We start from the raw sequence: 19,395 nt of genomic DNA, 5'->3' as shown, positions 1-19,395 counted from the left end.
CAAAGTGGAGGAAGTCACTATGAATTTGTCTGAATATCAATTCAATACGGAATTGTACAACGGTTCGAGGACTATTGTGTATCGGGGTGAGCGCCAGGTGGACTCATTACCAGTAGCCATCAAACTGCTGAAAAATACCTATCCCACCTTTAACGAATTAGTCCAATTTCGCAATCAGTACACGATCGCCAAAAATCTTAGATCGCCACTAATCATCCAAACCTATAGCTTAGAAACCTACCACAATAGTTATGCCTTGGTGATGGAAGACTTTGGGGGAATTTCTCTCAAGGATTATTTCAGCAAAAATCAGAGTGTCGCCTCTTTAGAGGAGTTTTTAGTGATAGCGATCGTCCTCTGTAACACCTTAGACTTACTCTACCATGAGCGGATAATTCATAAAGATATCAAACCCAGCAATATTTTAATTAATCCTGAAACCAAACAAGTAAAATTAATCGACTTTAGTATCGCATCTTTATTACCCAGAGAAACCCAAACCCTAGTTAATCCCAACGTATTAGAAGGAACACTAGCTTATATATCTCCCGAACAAACCGGGAGAATGAATCGAGGGATTGATTATCGCACAGATTTTTATTCTTTGGGTGTAACGTTCTTTGAATTACTCACAGGTGAGTTACCATTTGCATCCAATGAGGCAATGGAATTGGTACATTCTCATATCGCCAAAAAATCGCCATTTGCCCATGAAATTAATCCACAAATTCCCCCTATCCTTTCAGAAATTGTCAAGAAGTTGATGGCAAAAAATGCTGAAGATAGGTATCAGAGTGCATTAGGACTGAAATTTGATTTAGAAAAATGTTTAACTCAGTTAAGAGAAGCTGGTGAGATTTCAAGTTTTGAAATTGCCAGTAGGGATGTGTGCGATCGCTTCATCATCCCCGACAAGCTCTATGGACGAGAAACCGAAGCAGAAACTTTACTGCAAGCATTTGAGCGAGTCGCTAACCCCCCTGAAGCCCCCCTTGCTAAGGGGGGAAATAAGGGGGTAGAAATGATGCTGGTAGCAGGTTTTTCGGGTATTGGGAAAACAGCCGTTGTCAACGAAGTTCATAAACCAATTGTTCGGCAACGCGGTTATTTTATCAAAGGAAAATTTGACCAATTTCAACGCAATATTCCCTTCTCTGCTTTTGTACAAGCATTTCGGAATTTAATGGGACAATTGTTAACCGAAAGCGATCCACAGATTCAGCACTGGAAAAATCAAATATTAGAAACTGTCGGAGACAACGGTCAGGTAATTATTGAAGTCATTCCCGAATTAGAAAAAATCATTGGGGAACAACCACCAGCAGTAGAATTATCAGGAACAGCAGCCCAAAATCGCTTTAATTTATTATTTCAAAACTTTACCCAAGTTTTTACCAGTGCCGACCATCCATTAGTGATGTTTTTAGATGATTTACAATGGGCTGATTCAGCATCATTAAAGTTGATGCAATTATTAGTGAATGATACAGGTCATCTTTTCATCATTGGTGCTTATCGGGATAACGAAGTCAATCCAGCCCATCTATTAATGCTGACTTTGAGCGAAATTCAAAAAAATCAAGCCGCCATTAATACTATTACTTTAACACCCCTGAGTCAATCCCAAATCAATCAATTAGTCGCTGATACCCTAAAAAGTACAGAAAATTTGGCATTACCCCTTTCACAATTAGTCTATCAAAAAACTCAAGGCAACCCATTCTTTGCCACCCAATTTCTCAAAGCCCTACACGAAGAAAATCTCATTCAGTTTAACTTGGAGTTAGGCTGTTGGCAATGCGATCTGTCCCAGATTAATCAACAAGCCTTGACCGATGATGTTGTAGAATTTATGGGGTTGCAGTTAGAGAAGTTAGCCTTAGCAACCCAGAATATTCTGAAGTTAGCCGCTTGTATTGGCAATCAGTTCGATCTCACAACATTAGCAATTGTTTCAGAACACTCAGAAGTAGAAACCGCAGCCAATTTATGGAAAGCATTGCAAGAAGGTTTGATTTTACCGATTGGTGATGTTTATAAATTTTATGTAGGGGCAGAAGGTCAAGCCGTTACTTCAGAAAAGTCTCAAAATGTTACCTACAATTTTTTACACGATCGCGTTCAACAAGCAGCCTATTCCCTAATTCCAGATGACCAAAAACAGGCGACTCATTACCAAATCGGACAACTGCTGCTGCAACAGATTTCCGAACAAGCAAGAGAAGACCGTATTTTTGAAATTGTCAATCAATTAAATCACGGAACTGTTTTAATTACCCAACCAACAGAACGAGAAGAATTAGCCCAACTCAATTTAATTGCCTGTCGCAAAGCTAAAACTTCAACCGCCTATCAAGCAGCGCGTGAATATGGTGCATTAGGATTATCTTTGTTAGGAGAAAATGCTTGGCAACAACAGTATGAAATCAGCCTCGCTTTTCATGAATTAGCGGCGGAAGTCGCCATGCTATGCGGTGACTTTGAAGCGATGGAACAGTTTATCGATATTGTCATCGAACAAGCACATTCTTTACTAGAACAGGTCAATGTTTACCGCATTAGAATTCAAGGTAAGACTTCCCAGAGCCAACTCGATGAAGTGTTGGCGATCGGCATCAATATCTTGCAACAGTTGGGCGCAAACATTATCGAATCACCTACACCCGCAGATATTCAACAGTCAATCCAAGAAATTAGCGAACTAATTGGCGATCGCCAAATTGCAGATTTTGTCTACCTCCCAGTGATGACAGATGCAAATAAAATCGCCATTACCCGGATTGCCAGCAGCATCATGGCAGCAGCTTACACCTGTGGATCTCTTTTGTATCCATTACTAGCTACCTTGTTAGTCAAATTATTCCTGCGGCACGGCAATATATCTGTTTCTGCTACTAACTATACTTGTTACAGCTTAGTTCTCTGTAATATGCAGAATATAGATTTAGCTACACAGTTTGGAAATTTGGCATTGAATGTGGCGGCAAAGTTCGATGATAAAGCAACTAAACTGGAAGTATTTTTCCTGCTGGGAAGTTTTATCCTCCACCGCAAATCTCACCTCAAAGAAATGTTACCCCTCTTGAGTGAGAGTTATACCCTTGGGCTAGAAGTTGGGAACCTGGAATACGCTGGATATGCGGTTCACAATTTATGTTTAATTTCTTCTTGGTGCGGTCAACCGCTTGCTAACTTGGAGGAAGATACACGCACTTACTACCATGCTTTAGTGCAACTGAAGCAATTGGGAGCAGCTAATTACTGTCTGATTTATTGGCAAGTGGTTTCAAATTTATTAGGTTTGGCAGAGCATCCCACCATCTTGTCTGGATCGGCTTTCCAAGAAACAGAATTTCTCCCCGGGTTGCAGTCGGCAAACGATATATGTGGATTATATGTTTTCCACTCATATAAGTTGATGCTTTGCTTTTTATTTGGGGAAGTTGAGCCAGCTAATAACAATGCCCTTGAGTGCAGAAACTATTTCATGGCGGGTGCAGGAACAGTTGCCGAACCTGCGTTTTATTTCTATGATTCTTTGGTAGCTCTAGAACTATTGAGTCAACCGTTAGGGGAAGTATCAACTCTATTAGAACGGGTGGCAGAAAACCAAACTAAGTTACAGCATTGGGCGGATTATGCACCCATGAATCACCAGCATAAAGTAGATCTCGTAGCAGCAGAAAAATGTCGAGTTTTAGGACAGAAATTCACAGCCATTGAGCTATACGATCGGGCTATCTTGGGAGCCAAAGAAAACGAATATATTCAAGAAGAAGCTTTAGCAAATGAATTAGCCGCTAAATTTTATCTCAATTGGAATAAACAAAAAATCGCTCAAATATATATGCAAGAAGCTTACTATTGTTATGCTCGTTGGGGTGCGAAAGCCAAAGTTGCTGACCTCGAAAAACGCTATCCCCAATTGCTTGCTCCCATCCTCCAGCAAACCAGTTCTCCCCTGTCAACTAACGAAACTATCTTCACACTGAGGAGTCTCACTTCTACCAGTTCCGCGACTTCCCAGAGTAGCAGTGTCTCTGGAACTCTAGATTTAGCTGCTATTCTTGAAGCTTCTCAAACGATCTCAGGCGAAATCGAACTGTCCAAACTGCTTTCATCATTGCTTTCTATTGTTATTGAAAATGCGGGGGCTGATAAATGCGTGTTAATGCTGTTGCGAGACCATCACCTGCTGATTAAAGGGTCAATTACTATAGGGACGCAGCCAGTTGTGTTGCAAAGCCTTCCTGTTGATGATAGCCAGGATATTCCGCTGAAGCTGATTTACAAAGTCAAGCATAACAGGCAGACCGTTGTGCTATTTGATGCCAGTGCCGATCCGACTTTAGCAAACGATTCTTATATCATGAGTCAGCAGCCTAAGAGTATTTTGTGCAGCCCGATTTTGCATCAAGGTAAGTTTAGGGGCATTTTATATCTAGAAAATAATTTAGTAACGGGGGCGTTTACAAGCGATCGCGTTGAGCTCCTCAATCTACTTTGCACTCAAGCTGCTATCTCCCTAGAAAATGCGCGACTTTACGAACAGGCGCAAACCTATTCTCAGCAGCTAGAGGAAGCCTTGCATGACTTGCAGCAAACTCAATTGCAAATGATTCAAAGCGAAAAGATGTCGGCTTTGGGTAACTTAGTTGCTGGCGTTGCTCATGAAATTAATAACCCCGTTGGCTTTATTGCTGGCAATTTGAATGAAGCTAAATGCACGGTTCAAGACTTAACGGAACATCTAAATTTATATCGCGAACGCGCCCTAGAAACAGAGATTGCCGACCATGCCGAAGATATCGATTTAGACTATATTATCGAAGACTTGCCCAAAATGATTGACTCGATGCAGTTGGGTTGCGATCGCATCAAAAGTATCAGCACTTCACTCCGCACCTTTTCTCGATCTGATAAAGACTACAAAGTGCCATTCAATATCCACGAGGGGATAGATAGCACGATCTTAATCCTCAAATATCGATTGAAAGCGAACGATGAGCGACCCGCCATTGAAGTAGTCAAAGACTATGGGAATATTCCAGCGATCGAATGTTTCCCTGGACAGCTTAACCAGGTGTTTATTAACATTCTTGCCAATGCGATCGATGCCTTGGAAGAATCAAATATTGGGCGGAGTTTTGCAGAAATTAAGGCTAATCCCAATCGCATTACTATTCACACTACTTTAGTAGATAATCAGGTCAAGATTAGTATTGCTGATAACGGTTATGGAATGACTGAATCAGTCAAAGGAAAGATATTTGACCACTTATTTACAACCAAAGCCGTTGGTAAAGGCACGGGATTGGGGTTAGCGATCGCGCAGCAAATTGTCGTCGAAAAACATCAGGGACAAATTACGGTTAATTCTGTACCTAGTGAGGGTACTGTGTTTGAGATTGCTCTCCCTGTTAAATAATAGAATATAATTAGGAATAAAGCCAGATCGGACAAGCTGTATAATATTCTAATTCAAAGGTTGTCTAATAGAGTAGGAAAGAATTATGAACCCGCACCCCAATTTATCAGGCTATCAAATAACAGAAGAACTTTATATAGGTACTCGTACCCTCGTCTATCGCGGTATCCGTACTAACGACCAACAACCAGTAGTTATCAAACTACTACGAAATGAGTACCCCAACTTCAACGAAATTATCCTATTTCGCAACCAATATACCATTACTAAAAATCTCGACTTCTCTCATATCATCAAACCACTGACTTTAGAAGTCTACCAAAATAGCTATGCCTTAGTCATGGAAGATTTTGGGGGAATTTCCCTCTCAACTTATCGATTGATGGCAAAAGATGCCAGCCAAATCAATAAAATTTTACCGATAGCAGAATTTCTCCAAATTGCCATCCAACTGACAGTTATTCTCCACTATCTCTACCAAAACCGCATCATTCACAAAGATATTAAACCTGCTAATATTCTCATTAATCCAGATACGAAAGAAGTCAAATTAATTGACTTTAGTATTTCTTCCCTGCTACCACGAGAAACACAGGAAATCCAAAATCCCAATGTCTTAGAAGGAACCTTAGCCTATATCTCTCCCGAACAAACCGGGAGAATGAATCGAGGGATTGACTATCGGAGTGACTTTTATTCTCTGGGAGTGACATTTTATGAATTGTTGACAGGAGAATTACCCTTTGTCTCAGCAGATGCAATGGAATTAGTCCATTGTCATTTGGCAAAACAGGCGATAACTATTCACGATATTAATCCTCAACTTCCCCTGCTTTTGTCAGAAATTGTTAGTAAATTAATGGCAAAAAATGCCGAAGACCGCTATCAAACTGCTTTGGGAATTAAGCATGACTTAGAAATTTGTTTAGAACAATTACAAACAACAGGTAAGATAGAAACCTTTAAACTAGGACAGCGAGATATTAGCGATCGCTTTATCATTCCCGACAAACTCTATGGACGAGAGGCTGAAGTAAAAACTCTATTACAAGCCTTTGAAAGAGTCGCTAACCCCCCTATCGGGGGAGATAGAGGGGTAGAAATCATGCTAGTAGCTGGATTTTCGGGAATTGGCAAAACTGCGATTATCAACGAAGTTCATAAACCGATTGTCCGCCAACGCGGTTATTTTATCAAAGGTAAATTCGATCAATTTCAACGGAATATTCCTTTGAGTGCATTTGTGCAAGCCTTTCGAGATTTAATCGGACAATTATTAACAGAAAGCGATGCACAGATTCAGCAATGGAAAACCCAAATATTATCAGCATTGGGAGATAATGGGCAAGTCATTATTGAAGTCATTCCAGAACTAGAAATAATTATTGGTCAACAACCACCCACACCCGAATTATCAGGAAGTGCGGCCCAAAATAGATTTAATTTATTATTTCAAAAATTCACCCAAGTTTTTACCAGTGCAGAACATCCATTAGTAATATTCCTTGATGATTTACAATGGGCCGATTCAGCATCGCTGAACTTAATGCAGCTTTTAATAGCTGATATCGGTCATCTTTTATTAATTGGTGCGTACCGCGATAACGAAGTCAACCCAGGACATCCTTTGATGTTGACTTTGAGCGAGATGCAAAAAAAACAAGCAACGATTAATACGATTACTTTAGCACCACTCAATCAAGTCACAGTCAATCAGTTAATTGCTGACACACTTAAATGTCCAGAAAGTTCGGCATTACCTCTTTCTCAATTGGTATTTCAGAAAACCAAAGGAAATCCGTTTTTTGCGACCCAATTTCTCAAAGCATTGTATCAAGATGGACTGATTCAATTCACCCCCCCAACCTCCTCCGATCGTGGGGAAGCTAAGGGGGGATGGCAATGTGACATTGCACAAGTGAATCAGCTTGCGGTTACAGATGATGTTGTGGCTTTTATGGCATTACAGTTAGGAAAACTGCCGACCTCAACTCAAAAGATATTGCAGTTAGCTGGTTGTATTGGTAATCACTTTGATTTAGCAACTTTGGCAATTGTTTCAGAACAGTCAGAGGTGGAAACGGCAGGGGATTTATGGAAAGCATTACAAGAAGGGCTGATTTTACCGCTAAGCGATGTTTATAAGTTTTATCAGGAAGAAGAAAATGAGAGACTGGTAGTGGAGAATGAAAATACCACTAAAAAAATAGCCAAATATAGATTTTTACATGACCGAGTACAGCAAGCTGCTTACTCATTGATTCCCAGTCATCAAAAAACAGCAACTCATCTGAAAATTGGACAATTACTTCAACAAAATTTATCCGAGCTAGAGCGTGAGAAAAAACTATTTGATATTGTCGGACATTTGAATTTAGGAATTGAGTTAATTACTCAACCAAGCGAATGCCAAGCATTAGCTCAACTGAATTTGCAAGCGGGAGTGAAAGCCAGAAATTCTACAGCATACGCCGCAGCCAGAGTTTATTTGCAAACAGGAATCAAGCTACTGGAGACAAACTGCTGGCAACATCAGTATGAATTGACTCTCAATCTGTATGTTATGGCGGGGGAAATTGCCTATTTGAATGGTGACTTTGAGGGCATGGAACAGATAGCAGAATTAGTATTACAGGAAGCACTGACAATTTTCGACAAAATTAAAATTTATGAAGTTCAAATTGCAGCGCAAGTTTTACAAAGTAATGTGTTAGAAGCGATCGCAGTTGGTAGAAAAGCATTAGGGGAATTAGGGGTGGAACTGCCTACAGAAGCTGACGCAGCTAAGACTAGCAAAATGCTACAAATCCTTACCACGCAACTCGAAGGTAGACAAGTTGAAGACTTGATCGATCTGCCATTAATGACCGATCCTACTACTCAGGCAGCCCTAGAAGTGCTGGGAATATTGTTTTCCCCAATTATCCAAGGAATACCCGCTTTATTACCTTGGCTAAGTTCGATGATGGTGAGTTTGTCTCTCAGATCGGGCAATACTGCGGCATCAATTACTGGGTATGGGATTCATGGGATGGTATTGTGTGCTTTCTTAGAAGATACTTCCGCAGGCTATGCTTTTGGTAAATTGGCTCTAAGTTTACTAGAAAAATTTCATACCCAAAAGATTAAACCCATTGTCTTGTCTCTATTTGGCTGCTTTATTCAACATTCCCAAGAGCGATTGGATGCCACAGCTCCGACGCTGAAAGCCGCCTACCGTGCTGGCATAGAAACTGGAGATTTTTTACAAGCTGGTTTTTCTCTTAGTGGTCAAAGTAGTAACAGATTCTTTAGTGGTGAAGAACTGCATAGTTTGATCCAGGATCTCGCTGACTATGATGTAGCTTTGGCTCAGGTGAAACAATATTCTGCTCAAGTATACCTAAATCTGGGAAAACAAGCAGCAGAAAACTTGATTGAATTAGTCAGTCAACCCCATTGCTTAATTGGCAATACCTACAATGAAACATTGATGCTACCTAAACACCAGCAGGATCATGACCTAATAGCAATCGCCCAAGCCTATATCTACAAATTGTTGCTTGCTTACTATTTTGGGAATTATCCAGATGCACGCAATTATATTAGCCAAGCCAAGCTGTGTTTGATGGCTGTATCAGCATCGATTTTTGTGCCGATTTTCCATTTTTATGCTGCTTTAACTTATCTAGCACTTTTCCCCACCCAGCCAGAATCGGAGCAAGCCGAATTACTTGATGCTGCTACCACCCATCAAAAGATTCTGCATCAGTGGGCGCAAAATGCTCCGATGAATCACTTGCATAAATGGTATTTAGTTGAGGCTGAACGTTATCGAGTTTTGGGTGAAAAATTCGCAGCCAGTGAGTGTTATGACCGAGCCATAAATCTTGCTAAAGAACATCAGTTCGTACAGGAAGAAGCCTTAGCTAATGAACTGGCAGCTAAATTCTACTTCGACTGGGGTAAACAGCGCATTGCTGGGGAATACATGACAAACGCCTACTATGGCTATACTCGTTGGGGTGCTAAAGCTAAAGTTACTAACTTGGAAACATATTATCCCCAACTGCTTGCTCCCATCCTCCAACAAATTCGTTCTCCTCTCTCCACTCACGAAACTCTCTTCACATTGGGGAGTGTCACCTACACCAATGGAGTCACTTCTAGCAATAGTAGTGTCTCTGTGGCTTTAGATTTAGCGGCTATTCTCAAAGCTTCTCAAACGATATCAGGCGAAATCGAACTATCTAAATTGCTTTCATCATTGCTTTCTATTGTTATTGAAAATGCGGGGGCTGATAAATGCGTGTTAATGCTGTTGCGAGACGATCGCTTGCTAATTAAAGGTTCAATTACTGTAGGGACGCAGCCAGTTGTTTTGCAAAGCCTTCCTGTTGATGATAGCCAGGACATTCCTCTGAAGTTGATTTACAAAGTCAAGCACAGCAGGCAGACCGTTGTGTTGTTTGATGCCACGATCGATCCGACTTTGGCCAATGACCCTTATATTATTCGTCAGCAGCCTCAGAGTATTTTGTGTAGCCCGATTTTAAATCAAGGGCAGTTGATTGGAGTTTTATATCTAGAAAATAATGTAACTGTGGGGGCGTTTACGAGCGATCGCATAGAAGTCCTGAATCTAATTTGCGCTCAAGCTGCTATCTCTTTAGAAAATGCCCGTTTATATGAAGCGGCACAACAAGCCTTGGTCGATCTCAAACACGCCCAACTCACCATCGTGCAAAGCGAAAAGATGTCAGCACTGGGTAATTTAGTAGCTGGCGTTGCCCATGAGATTAATAACCCCGTTGGCTTTATTGCTGGCAATATTCAACCTGCCTTAGATTATATCAACTATTTGTTGGGATTGATTAATCTATTTCAGCAAGAATACCCTAATTATAGTGCAGTAATTCAAAAAGAAATAGAAGCCATCGATCTTGAGTATATTCGGGAAGATCTACCCAAATTAATCGGTTCGATGCAGGAAGGAGTGAAACGAATTCAAGATATTAGCACTAGCTTAAGAACTTTCTCCCGTGCGGATACCAACCATCCCGTTGCCTGCAATATCCACGATGGGATTGATAGTACCATTATGATCCTCAAACATCGTCTGAAAGCCAATGAAAATCGCCCCGAAATCAAGGTGATTAAAGAGTATGGGAATTTACCCCAAATTGAATGCTATGCGGGACAGTTAAATCAAGTATTTATGAATTTATTGACAAATGCCATTGATGCTGTAGAAGACTCAAACCAAGGGCGTAAGTATACAGAAATTAATAATAAAATTATTGTTAAAACTGAGTTTTTAGATGACAAAAAACAGGCAATAATTCGGATTAAAGATAATGGGATTGGCATGAGTGCGGAGGTACAGTCGAAGATTTTTAATCATTTATTTACGACGAAAGCAGTTGGGAAAGGTACAGGATTGGGATTAGCGATCGCACGGCAGATCGTTGAAGAAAAACACCAAGGTAGCATCACTGTCAATTCTCTCCCTAGTGAAAGTACTGTGTTTGAGATCACTATCCCTGTTAAATAATAGAATACAATAGAGTCGAAGATTATACAACAAATTTGGAACAATACCAAATTAACGATCGCTAAAAACATCAGGGCTTGCTCACCTTTTTCGGTAAATCTCCAAGTACACCATTCTTAATGTCTAACGTGAATCCAAATAAAACTATACCTTTACGACTTGTACTAATAGTTCCGTTTGTGTTGCAAGTCTTTGCCGCAGTTGGACTGACTGGCTATCTGTCCCTGCGAAATGGACAGAAAGCCGTCAATGATGTTTCTAGTCAGTTGCGTCAAGAGATGAGCGATCGCATTAATCTGCAAGTTCTAACCTATTTGGAAAGACCTTATATTGCCGGACAAGTGTTTGTGGCGCAGGCTGAGGATAATCAGCTTGATTTAAAAGATCTCACCAAACTGGAACGGACTTTTTGGCGGTTAGTTAGCCAAGATACAGTCGAATTCATGCAAATTGCCTTGGCTGACGGTACGAGTATCGCCTTAGAGAATACACCCAAGGACGGCATCGTTTCTCGTATTGGTCGCAAAGCGATTCTACCTCAGCGCGAAATCTACAGCCTGGACAATCGAGGTCAACGGATCGCCCTGATAGAAACTCAAGCAAAGTATGATGTCCCGACTCGACCCTGGTATAAGATTACACAAGAGATTAGAAAACCAAACTGGACAAAGCCCTACCTGGGTACCACCAATAAGCAAGCTTCAATCTCTCTATCCCAGCCCATATATAACGATAATAAAGAGTTATTGGGGGTTCAAAATAATCTCTTTCGGATTAGCAAGATTTATAATTTTCTCAAAAAGCTAAAGGTAGGTCAAACAGGACAAACGTTTATCATCGATCGAGCGGGCAACCTCATTGCCAGTTCCACGATCGAAACCCCTTACATAATTGACGCTAAAAAAAAGGAACTCCAACAAATTCCTGCCGTCAAGTCTGAAAGTTCTGCAATTAGTGCCACAGCGCAAGCAATCCTCGATCGATTTGGTAACTTTAACGCCATTACACAGAGTCAACAGCTTGATTTTATGCTGGCAAATCAGCGACATTTTGTACAAGTTTCAGCCATTCAAGATGAACGAGGCATTGATTGGTTGAGCGTCATTGTAGTGCCTGAATCAGATTTCATGGCACAAATTGATGCCAACACCCGCACCACTATTCTGCTCTGTTTGGGCGCGTTAGGTTTGGCAACTATTCTGGGTATCTATACCTCACGTTGGATTACCAGTCCCATCCTGAAATTGCAAAAGGCAAGTGAAGCGATCGCCTCTGGTGCTCTTGACCAAACAGTGGAAGTCAAAGGTATTGATGAATTAGAAGCACTGGCTGGTTCTTTTAACCAAATGGCAGGACAATTGCGAACTTCCTTTACAGAACTAGAAACTCGTGTAAAAGAACGCACAGCCGAACTCACTATTGCCAAAGAAGCAGCCGATAACGCCAACCAAGCCAAGAGCGATTTTCTAGCCAATATGAGCCACGAACTCCGCACACCTTTGAACGGAATTCTCGGCTATGCCCAAATTCTAGGACGTGCTAAAACTCTACCCGAAAAAGAACGTCATGGTGTGAGTATTATTCACCAATGCGGCTCTCATTTATTAACATTAATTAACGACGTTTTAGACCTTTCCAAAATCGAAGCCCGCAAACTAGAACTTACCCCCAAAGCCATTCATTTACCATCCTTTTTGCAAGGAGTAGTCGAAATCTGTCGAGTGCGTTCAGACCAAAAAGGTATCGAGTTCATTTATCAACCAGATATCAACTTACCCACAGGAATTATAACTGACGAAAAACGACTCCGCCAAGTGCTACTCAATCTCTTAGGAAATGCGATTAAATTCACCGATAAAGGCAGCATCACCCTGAAGGTAGAAGTGATAGCATCAAATGCAACTATGCCATTGCCTCAGCTTAAATTCCAAGTTTTAGATACAGGAGTTGGCATCGCCTCTGACCAAGTAAACAAACTTTTCCAAGAATTTGAACAAGTAGGCGATCGCAAACGCCAAGCTGAAGGCACGGGCTTAGGTTTAGCCATCAGTCAAAAAATTGTAGAATTGATGGGCGGAAAAATTGAAGTTGAAAGCCATCTGGGAATAGGAAGTAACTTTTACTTTCAAGTAGCACTGCCAATTGCCACCGATTGGGCACAAAAAAATTCAGTCAAAGACGGGCGCACAATTATCGGCTATGAAGGGCAACCGCGCCACATATTGATCGTAGATGACCGTTGGGAAAATCGGTCAGTTTTGGCGAACTTGCTAGAGCCTCTAGGGTTCACATTTACTGAAGCAGAAAATGGTCAAGAATGCTTAGAAAAAGCTAGAAAAAAACTGCCAGATTTAGTTATAACTGACTTAGCAATGCCAGTAATGAATGGCTTTGAAATGCTCAAACAGTTACGAAATTCGGAGGATATCAAGCATTTACGGGTGATAGTATCTTCGGCATCTGTATCAGAAATAGACCAGCAGAAAAGCTTAGATATGGGTGGAGATGACTTTCTAACTAAACCCGTTGATGCAGAGGAGTTATTGACTTTACTGGCCAAACATTTACAACTCACTTGGAAATATGATGCCAATGAGTTAAGCACAAGCGACAATGAAGAATCTACTAAAGAGATAATTCCACCATCGGCGGCGGACTTGCAAATTTTACTAGAACTGGCACAGGATGGCTTGCTCAGAGAACTGGCAGAAACCGCTGATAAAATTGGAAAAAAAGATCGCTGCTATCAGACATTTATTCAGGAAGTAATACAATTAGCTAAGCAATTCCAAACTGAGAAGATTGAAGCATTAATTCAACAACATCTCACTAATATATGACTTACGCAAAATGATCGGTAACGCCGCCAACAAGAGCGGTGACAATACCACCAAGATGGCGACCCTATTGCGCTTGTGCGTAAGTCCTGTAATACTTAACACTTGGAGAACTATGACCATAAAAACAGGTTTAACTGGCTTAATTTTAATCGTTGATGATACTCCCACAAATCTGGATGTCATCTCAGAAGCGTTGAGTAATGCGGGGTATAAGGTGGCGTTCGCTACCAGTGGCGAACGCGCCCTACAACAAGTTGAGCGGCGACCTCCCGATCTGATTTTACTGGATGTAATGATGCCAGGAATTGATGGATTTGAAACCTGTAAACGCCTGAAAGCTAATGAAAAGACGTGCGATATTCCGGTTATGTTTATGACCGCCCTGGCTGATGTAGACAATAAAGTTAAAGGGCTGAAACTTGGTGCAGTAGACTACGTTACTAAGCCCTTTCAAGAACAAGAAGTGTTAGCGCGGGTGAAAACCCATTTACAGTTACGTCTCTTAACTCAAAATTTAGAACAGCAAGTTGTGGAAAAAACTGCGGAATTACAAGCCGCTCAGATCCAAATTATTCAACGCGAAAAATTGTCAGCTTTGGGGAATTTGGTGGCTGGTGTTGCCCACGAAATTAATAATCCAGTTGGCTTTATTTCAGGCAATATTCAACCGGCTTTAGACTACATCCAAGATTTGTTTGGATTGCTGGATTTAGTTCAGCAAGAATCTGCTAATTTCAGTGCGGCAATTCAAGAAGAAATTGAAGCGATTGACCTTGAATACATCCGTGAAGACTTACCAAAGTTAGTGAGTTCGATGCAAGAAGGAGTAAACCGGATTAAAGATATTAGCATCAGCTTGCGGACATTTTCTCGTGCTGATAGCGATCGCGCTGTAGCCTGCAATATCCACGATGGGATTGATAGTACAATTATGATTCTCAAACATCGCCTGAAAGCTTCTGATACTCGCCCAGAGATTCAAGTTATCAAAGAGTATGGCGATCTACCTCAAGTAGAATGTTATGCCGGACAATTAAATCAGGTATTTATGAATATATTAAGTAATGCTATTGATGCTTTAGAAGAATCAAATAGTGGACGTAGTTATGCAAAGGTTAAAATCAATCCTAATCAAATTATTATTAAGACAGAATTATCTGAAGATAGCCAGCAAGCAATAATTTATATCAAAGATAATGGTATTGGCATGAGTGATGGGTTACGACATAAGATTTTTGATGATTTATTTACTACCAAGGAAGTAGGAAAAGGTACAGGATTGGGATTGGCGATCGCGCGTCAAATTGTGGTTGAAAAACACTCTGGTATGGTAGAAGTAGACTCGAATTTAGGACAGGGTACAGAGTTTAGGATTCTTTTACCTGTCAAGGCATAAACCCTAGCAATTTATAAATTATCCCTATGTTACTCTGGTCAGAGAAACATAATAGGGAATTCCTTAACCTCCTCCGACGATAGTGACAATTTCTAAGCGATCGCCTTCTTGCATTTCGGTTTCTTCCCAAAATTGTCGGTGCAGTATCTCGCCGTTGTATTCCACTGCTACTAACCGGGGGTTTAATCCTAAATGTTGCAGTAGATTAGGGAGTTGGGTTTGCGGATCGCAGTTACGATTTTCTCCGTTAACTTGTAAGGTAATTTGATTAGACATAAGACTGGTTTAGAGAGTTTTGAGTTTTGAGTTTTGAGTAGATAGGACTTACGCATGGGGCTTAGAAACCGGGTTTTTTACCAAAATACTTCGTTACAGCCCATAGATTCGGTAAAAAACCCGGTTTCTTGGTTTTTTTATGCGATCGCAGTCACCGTTTAATAGACCTCTCCAAAAAAGGCTGTCAAAGGTAGGCAAGATGCCTGCTCTACAAGGTTTGGAGATTTCTAATATTTTACGTAAGTTATGAGAGATTTGGATAACTCTTTTAACTCAAAACTCAAAACTCAAAACTTTTTAAGAGTTTCCTGGCAGATTTTTCTGAGAGCGCATAGTTTGAACGCGAGTTAATTGTGAGATAAAATATTGAGTGACAAGGGTTGGCTGTTCAGCTTCCATCACAGAGCGCACTACTGCGATCCGATCTGCTCCCGCCTTCAATACTTCCTCAAGGTTATTGATATCAATTCCACCGATCGCGAACCAGGGAACTGTCGAATGTTCAACCGCATAGCGCACATAATCTAAACCTGCTGCTGATTTACCAGGTTTAGTCGGAGTTTCGTAAACGGGGCCGACTCCAATATAATCAGCTCCGTCTTTAATTGCTCGGTGCATTTCCTCCTTATTAGTAGTAGAACGGCCGATAATGCGTCCCGGGCCGAGTAACTGCCGCGCTAAACTAATGGGTATATCTTCCTGTCCGAGATGTACGCCGTCTGCACCTGTAGCGATCGCCAAATCAACGCGATCGTTGAGAATAAACAAAGCGCCGTAGCGATGGCAAAGTTCGCACAGCTTTTGTGCCTTATTCAGCCTAACAGTATCATCAGCGGATTTATCGCGGTACTGTACAATATTCAAACCGCCTTGCAAAGCCGCTTCTACGATCGCAAATAAATGTTCTGCGGGATTCGTTACCAAATAGAAGTGCGATCGCGTCAATTGCTGTTGTCGCCGATAAGCCAGCAAACTACTTTCCAAAGTATAAACCCGATAGCGCATCTGCTTAAAAGCCGATCCCATCTCAGGATTATAAATCTTACTGTACTCTTCAACTACTCGCAGCGCTTCTTCCACGCGGCAGAAATTCACCTGCAATAAACTTTCTATGCTCGATCGCTCTTCTTCTTGCGGGTGAGTTAAATCTGTACCAGGATCGCCTGGAGTATCCCGCGCAGTTCTGAGATCCACACTGTGCCAAGAAGCCAATTCCTGCCGTAATTGTTTGCATTCCTTAGCTAGCTCAACACTATTTAGACCAAACCGACACCATTCTTCAATAATCCTCAAGCCTTCGCGCGATCTATCTAGATTTGCGTCTAAAATCCGGCAGAGGGCTGGTTGCGCCAATATACTCTTACTGTGTTTATCGCCCATCAGAACCACCCTTATAATTTTTGATCACACCATTAACCCCCTATTCCTAGATAAACTTTACAATATAGCAACCGCCAAAGCAGTTATGACACTCGCTCATGGCTGGAACCCTCTTATTCTATTCCCTTCTTCCCTTCTTCCTGAGCATCGGAGCATCGGAGCATCGTAGTCCCTAGCTATAATCCTGTATCCTTGCCAGATTTCCCAACGGTGACACTTTCAAATTGTGCCATTAACAGATATAATCTTATAAATTTTTACCTTGTGATTTGACCGGATTCAAGATTAACAAAAGTGCAACGGTTAGTTAAACTACACCACACTTCGGAGGAGAGCCGTGAGTTTAGGAGAGGAACACAAGAGAGCGGGGGAGCGGGGGGGCAGAGGGGCAGGGGAGCGGGGGAGCAGAGGGGCAGGGGAGATGAGGAAGAAAAATCCTCCCCATCCTTCCCATCCTCCCTATCCCATGCGAGAAAGATTCTGCCGCCTTGCGCCGATATTTGCCACCGCTTTATTGGGCATACACGAGCCAGTTTTAGCGCAAGGAGTGCCGCCCTTGCAGCCATCTCAAGTTTCCCAGGGCCAACAGTTGTCTCAGACGAATATATTGTACGTCAGCGTGTCGGCAGGTAGCGATAGGAGTGGTAATGGTAGCGATCGCGCTCCTTTCCAAACCATTACCCGTGCTTTGAGCGTAGCTGAACCTAACACAACAATTTTACTAGGGCCCGGTACTTACAGCACCCAAACAGGCGAAACTTTTCCTCTGATTGTGAAAGCAAATGTGAGAATTCAGGGAGATCCCAACTCTCGCGGCCAAAATATCCTGATCCAAGGTGGGGGACAATTTCTCAGTCCAACTTCTGCTGGTCAAAATATCGCGATTTTAGCGGCTGATGGGGCGGGAATTACCGGAGTGACAGTCACGAATCCCAATTACCGAGGTTACGGTTTGTGGATTGAATCGAGCTCTCCGACGGTGGCGAACAATACTTTTACTGGAAACACTCACGATGGTATTTCTGTAGTTGGTAATTCTCGGCCAATAGTGCAGGGAAATTATTTCTCCAAAAATGGAGCTAACGGCATAACAATTTTTGGTCATTCTCAAGGGGAAATCCGAGACAATACTTTTGAAAATACTGGATTTGGGATTAATGTAGCCCAGTACGCAACACCGATGCTGATTGGCAACCGGATTACTTTTAATAAAGATGGGGTTGTGGTGCAAGCTTCAGCTAGACCGGTGTTGCGGGGGAATTATATTGAAAGAAATCAGCGGGATGGGGTAGTGGCGATCGCGCGATCGCTCCCAGACTTGGGAACTTCCGCAGAACCAGGGAGCAATGTGATCCGCAATAATGGTCGCTACGATGTCAACAGCACTGCGACTAGCGAAATTATTCCCGCTTACGGCAATCAATTAGTCAGTAACCGCACTGTTGGGCGGCTAGATATCGCGGGAACCTTTCGCCCCACAACTACTATTGTGCCGCCGTTAAATCGCGACGATCGCCCAATTATTGGGCCTGTGGCGGATTCGCAACCAGTATACAATCCCCCAGCTCCAACTCCCAGAAATGAGCCCAGGACTCCTCGACCCTTACCGATTCCTGTACCAACCGTAGGGAGCCAACCTACACCTTATCCTCGACCCTTACCGATTCCTGTACCAACCGTAGGGAGCCAACCTACACCCTCTCCTGGGCCCTTGCCGACGGTATCGTTACCACCAGTAGAAAATCGACCTGTACCCACTCCTCGGCCCTTACCGATTCCCATACCCAGAGCTCCAGAGCGATCGCCCATTCCCGCAGGAGCAGTCGAAATTCCAGTACCGACTCCTGAAAATAGTTCTACATCCTTTCCCGTGACGAGAGATGCGATCGCTACTTCTAATGAAAATCTCAGTCCGGTTTTCTCACAAGGTGTACTCCCTGTTCCCAGTTCCAGTATCCCCATCGGTAGCGGTGGTTATGTTCCCAATGGTTTGGGAGGTAGCAATTCTTTGTCTGAAGGGGAGCAAAATTCCTTGAGTGCAAACGGGGCCGTTTTGGGTTTGCGCTATCGGGTAATAGTTCAGGTTCAAGGAGAACGGGAGCTTGGGAGAGTGCGCGCGATCGCACCGGGTGCTTTTCGTACCTTTGTCAACGGGCAATCAGTGATGCAAGCGGGGGCTTTTCGGGAGCGAGAAAAAGCTGAGGCACTATTACAAATGTTTGTAGCTAATGGTTTAAATGCCAGAATTGAGGAAATGAAATAATTCTGTTAACTGTTAACTGTTAACTGTTAACGTTAATTGTTAACTTTAATTTGGGAAGTTAAATTGTCTAAAGCCTGAAAGTAAAGCAATTTAACTAATTTTAATCTCGGATTAAAATATTGCCCTGCAACAGATCGACTATATTTCTCACTTGCTGAAGAATCTGATAGAAAATCTCAATAGCACTCTGTATAAACTCAACATTAAGAGTCGAACGACTCAGCAGTAACTTGACACGAACCTCTGTGGGGATTCATCATAGAATTAACTACCTTTACA

The 19,395-nt window shown here is 42.0% G+C and carries 7 protein-coding genes; 5 read left to right on the top strand and 2 right to left on the bottom strand.

Annotated features, from left to right (window positions below):
* Positions 1-19 precede the first annotated feature (19 nt).
* From OSCIL6407_RS0114905 to OSCIL6407_RS0114890, 4 genes are all read left to right on the top strand, one after another.
* A complete protein-coding gene (locus tag OSCIL6407_RS0114905) occupies positions 20-5,428 on the top strand; it encodes a trifunctional serine/threonine-protein kinase/ATP-binding protein/sensor histidine kinase (RefSeq protein ID WP_019487384.1) in 5,409 nt (1,802 codons plus the stop codon).
* 85 nt (positions 5,429-5,513) lie between these two features.
* Complete coding sequence (locus tag OSCIL6407_RS0114900) at positions 5,514-10,961, top strand: trifunctional serine/threonine-protein kinase/ATP-binding protein/sensor histidine kinase (protein WP_007356179.1); 5,448 nt, start codon at positions 5,514-5,516, stop codon at positions 10,959-10,961.
* 119 nt (positions 10,962-11,080) lie between these two features.
* Entirely contained in the window at positions 11,081-13,801 is a 2,721-nt protein-coding gene (locus OSCIL6407_RS0114895; protein WP_234708762.1) for a hybrid sensor histidine kinase/response regulator, read from the top strand.
* Positions 13,802-13,913: 112 nt separating this feature from the next.
* Positions 13,914-15,197, top strand: a complete 1,284-nt coding sequence (locus tag OSCIL6407_RS0114890; protein ID WP_019487383.1) for a hybrid sensor histidine kinase/response regulator — start codon at positions 13,914-13,916, stop codon at positions 15,195-15,197.
* A 63-nt stretch (positions 15,198-15,260) separates the two neighbouring features.
* On the opposite strand, the gene thiS is transcribed toward OSCIL6407_RS0114890, so the two are convergent.
* Positions 15,261-15,473: a sulfur carrier protein ThiS gene (gene thiS, locus OSCIL6407_RS0114885; RefSeq protein ID WP_007356182.1), complete on the bottom strand. Its 213-nt coding sequence runs from the start codon at positions 15,471-15,473 to the stop codon at positions 15,261-15,263.
* Positions 15,474-15,770: 297 nt separating this feature from the next.
* The gene (locus tag OSCIL6407_RS0114880; RefSeq protein ID WP_007356183.1) at positions 15,771-16,853 is read right to left on the bottom strand and encodes a thiamine phosphate synthase; all 1,083 of its coding nucleotides are present in this window, start codon (positions 16,851-16,853) and stop codon (positions 15,771-15,773) included.
* A gap of 337 nt (positions 16,854-17,190) precedes the next feature.
* On the opposite strand from OSCIL6407_RS0114880, the gene OSCIL6407_RS0114875 reads away from it, so the two are divergent.
* Positions 17,191-19,116 (top strand): DUF1565 domain-containing protein, encoded by a 1,926-nt coding sequence (locus OSCIL6407_RS0114875; protein WP_019487382.1) that lies wholly within the window; start codon positions 17,191-17,193, stop codon positions 19,114-19,116.
* Positions 19,117-19,395 lie beyond the last annotated feature (279 nt).

Origin of the sequence: Kamptonema formosum PCC 6407, assembly GCF_000332155.1 — a bacterium.
GTDB classification, from domain to species: Bacteria; Cyanobacteriota; Cyanobacteriia; order Cyanobacteriales; family Microcoleaceae; genus Kamptonema; species Kamptonema formosum.
Note: the sequence above shows the minus strand (reverse complement) of the source record. Positions and strands in the feature narration are given on the sequence as shown.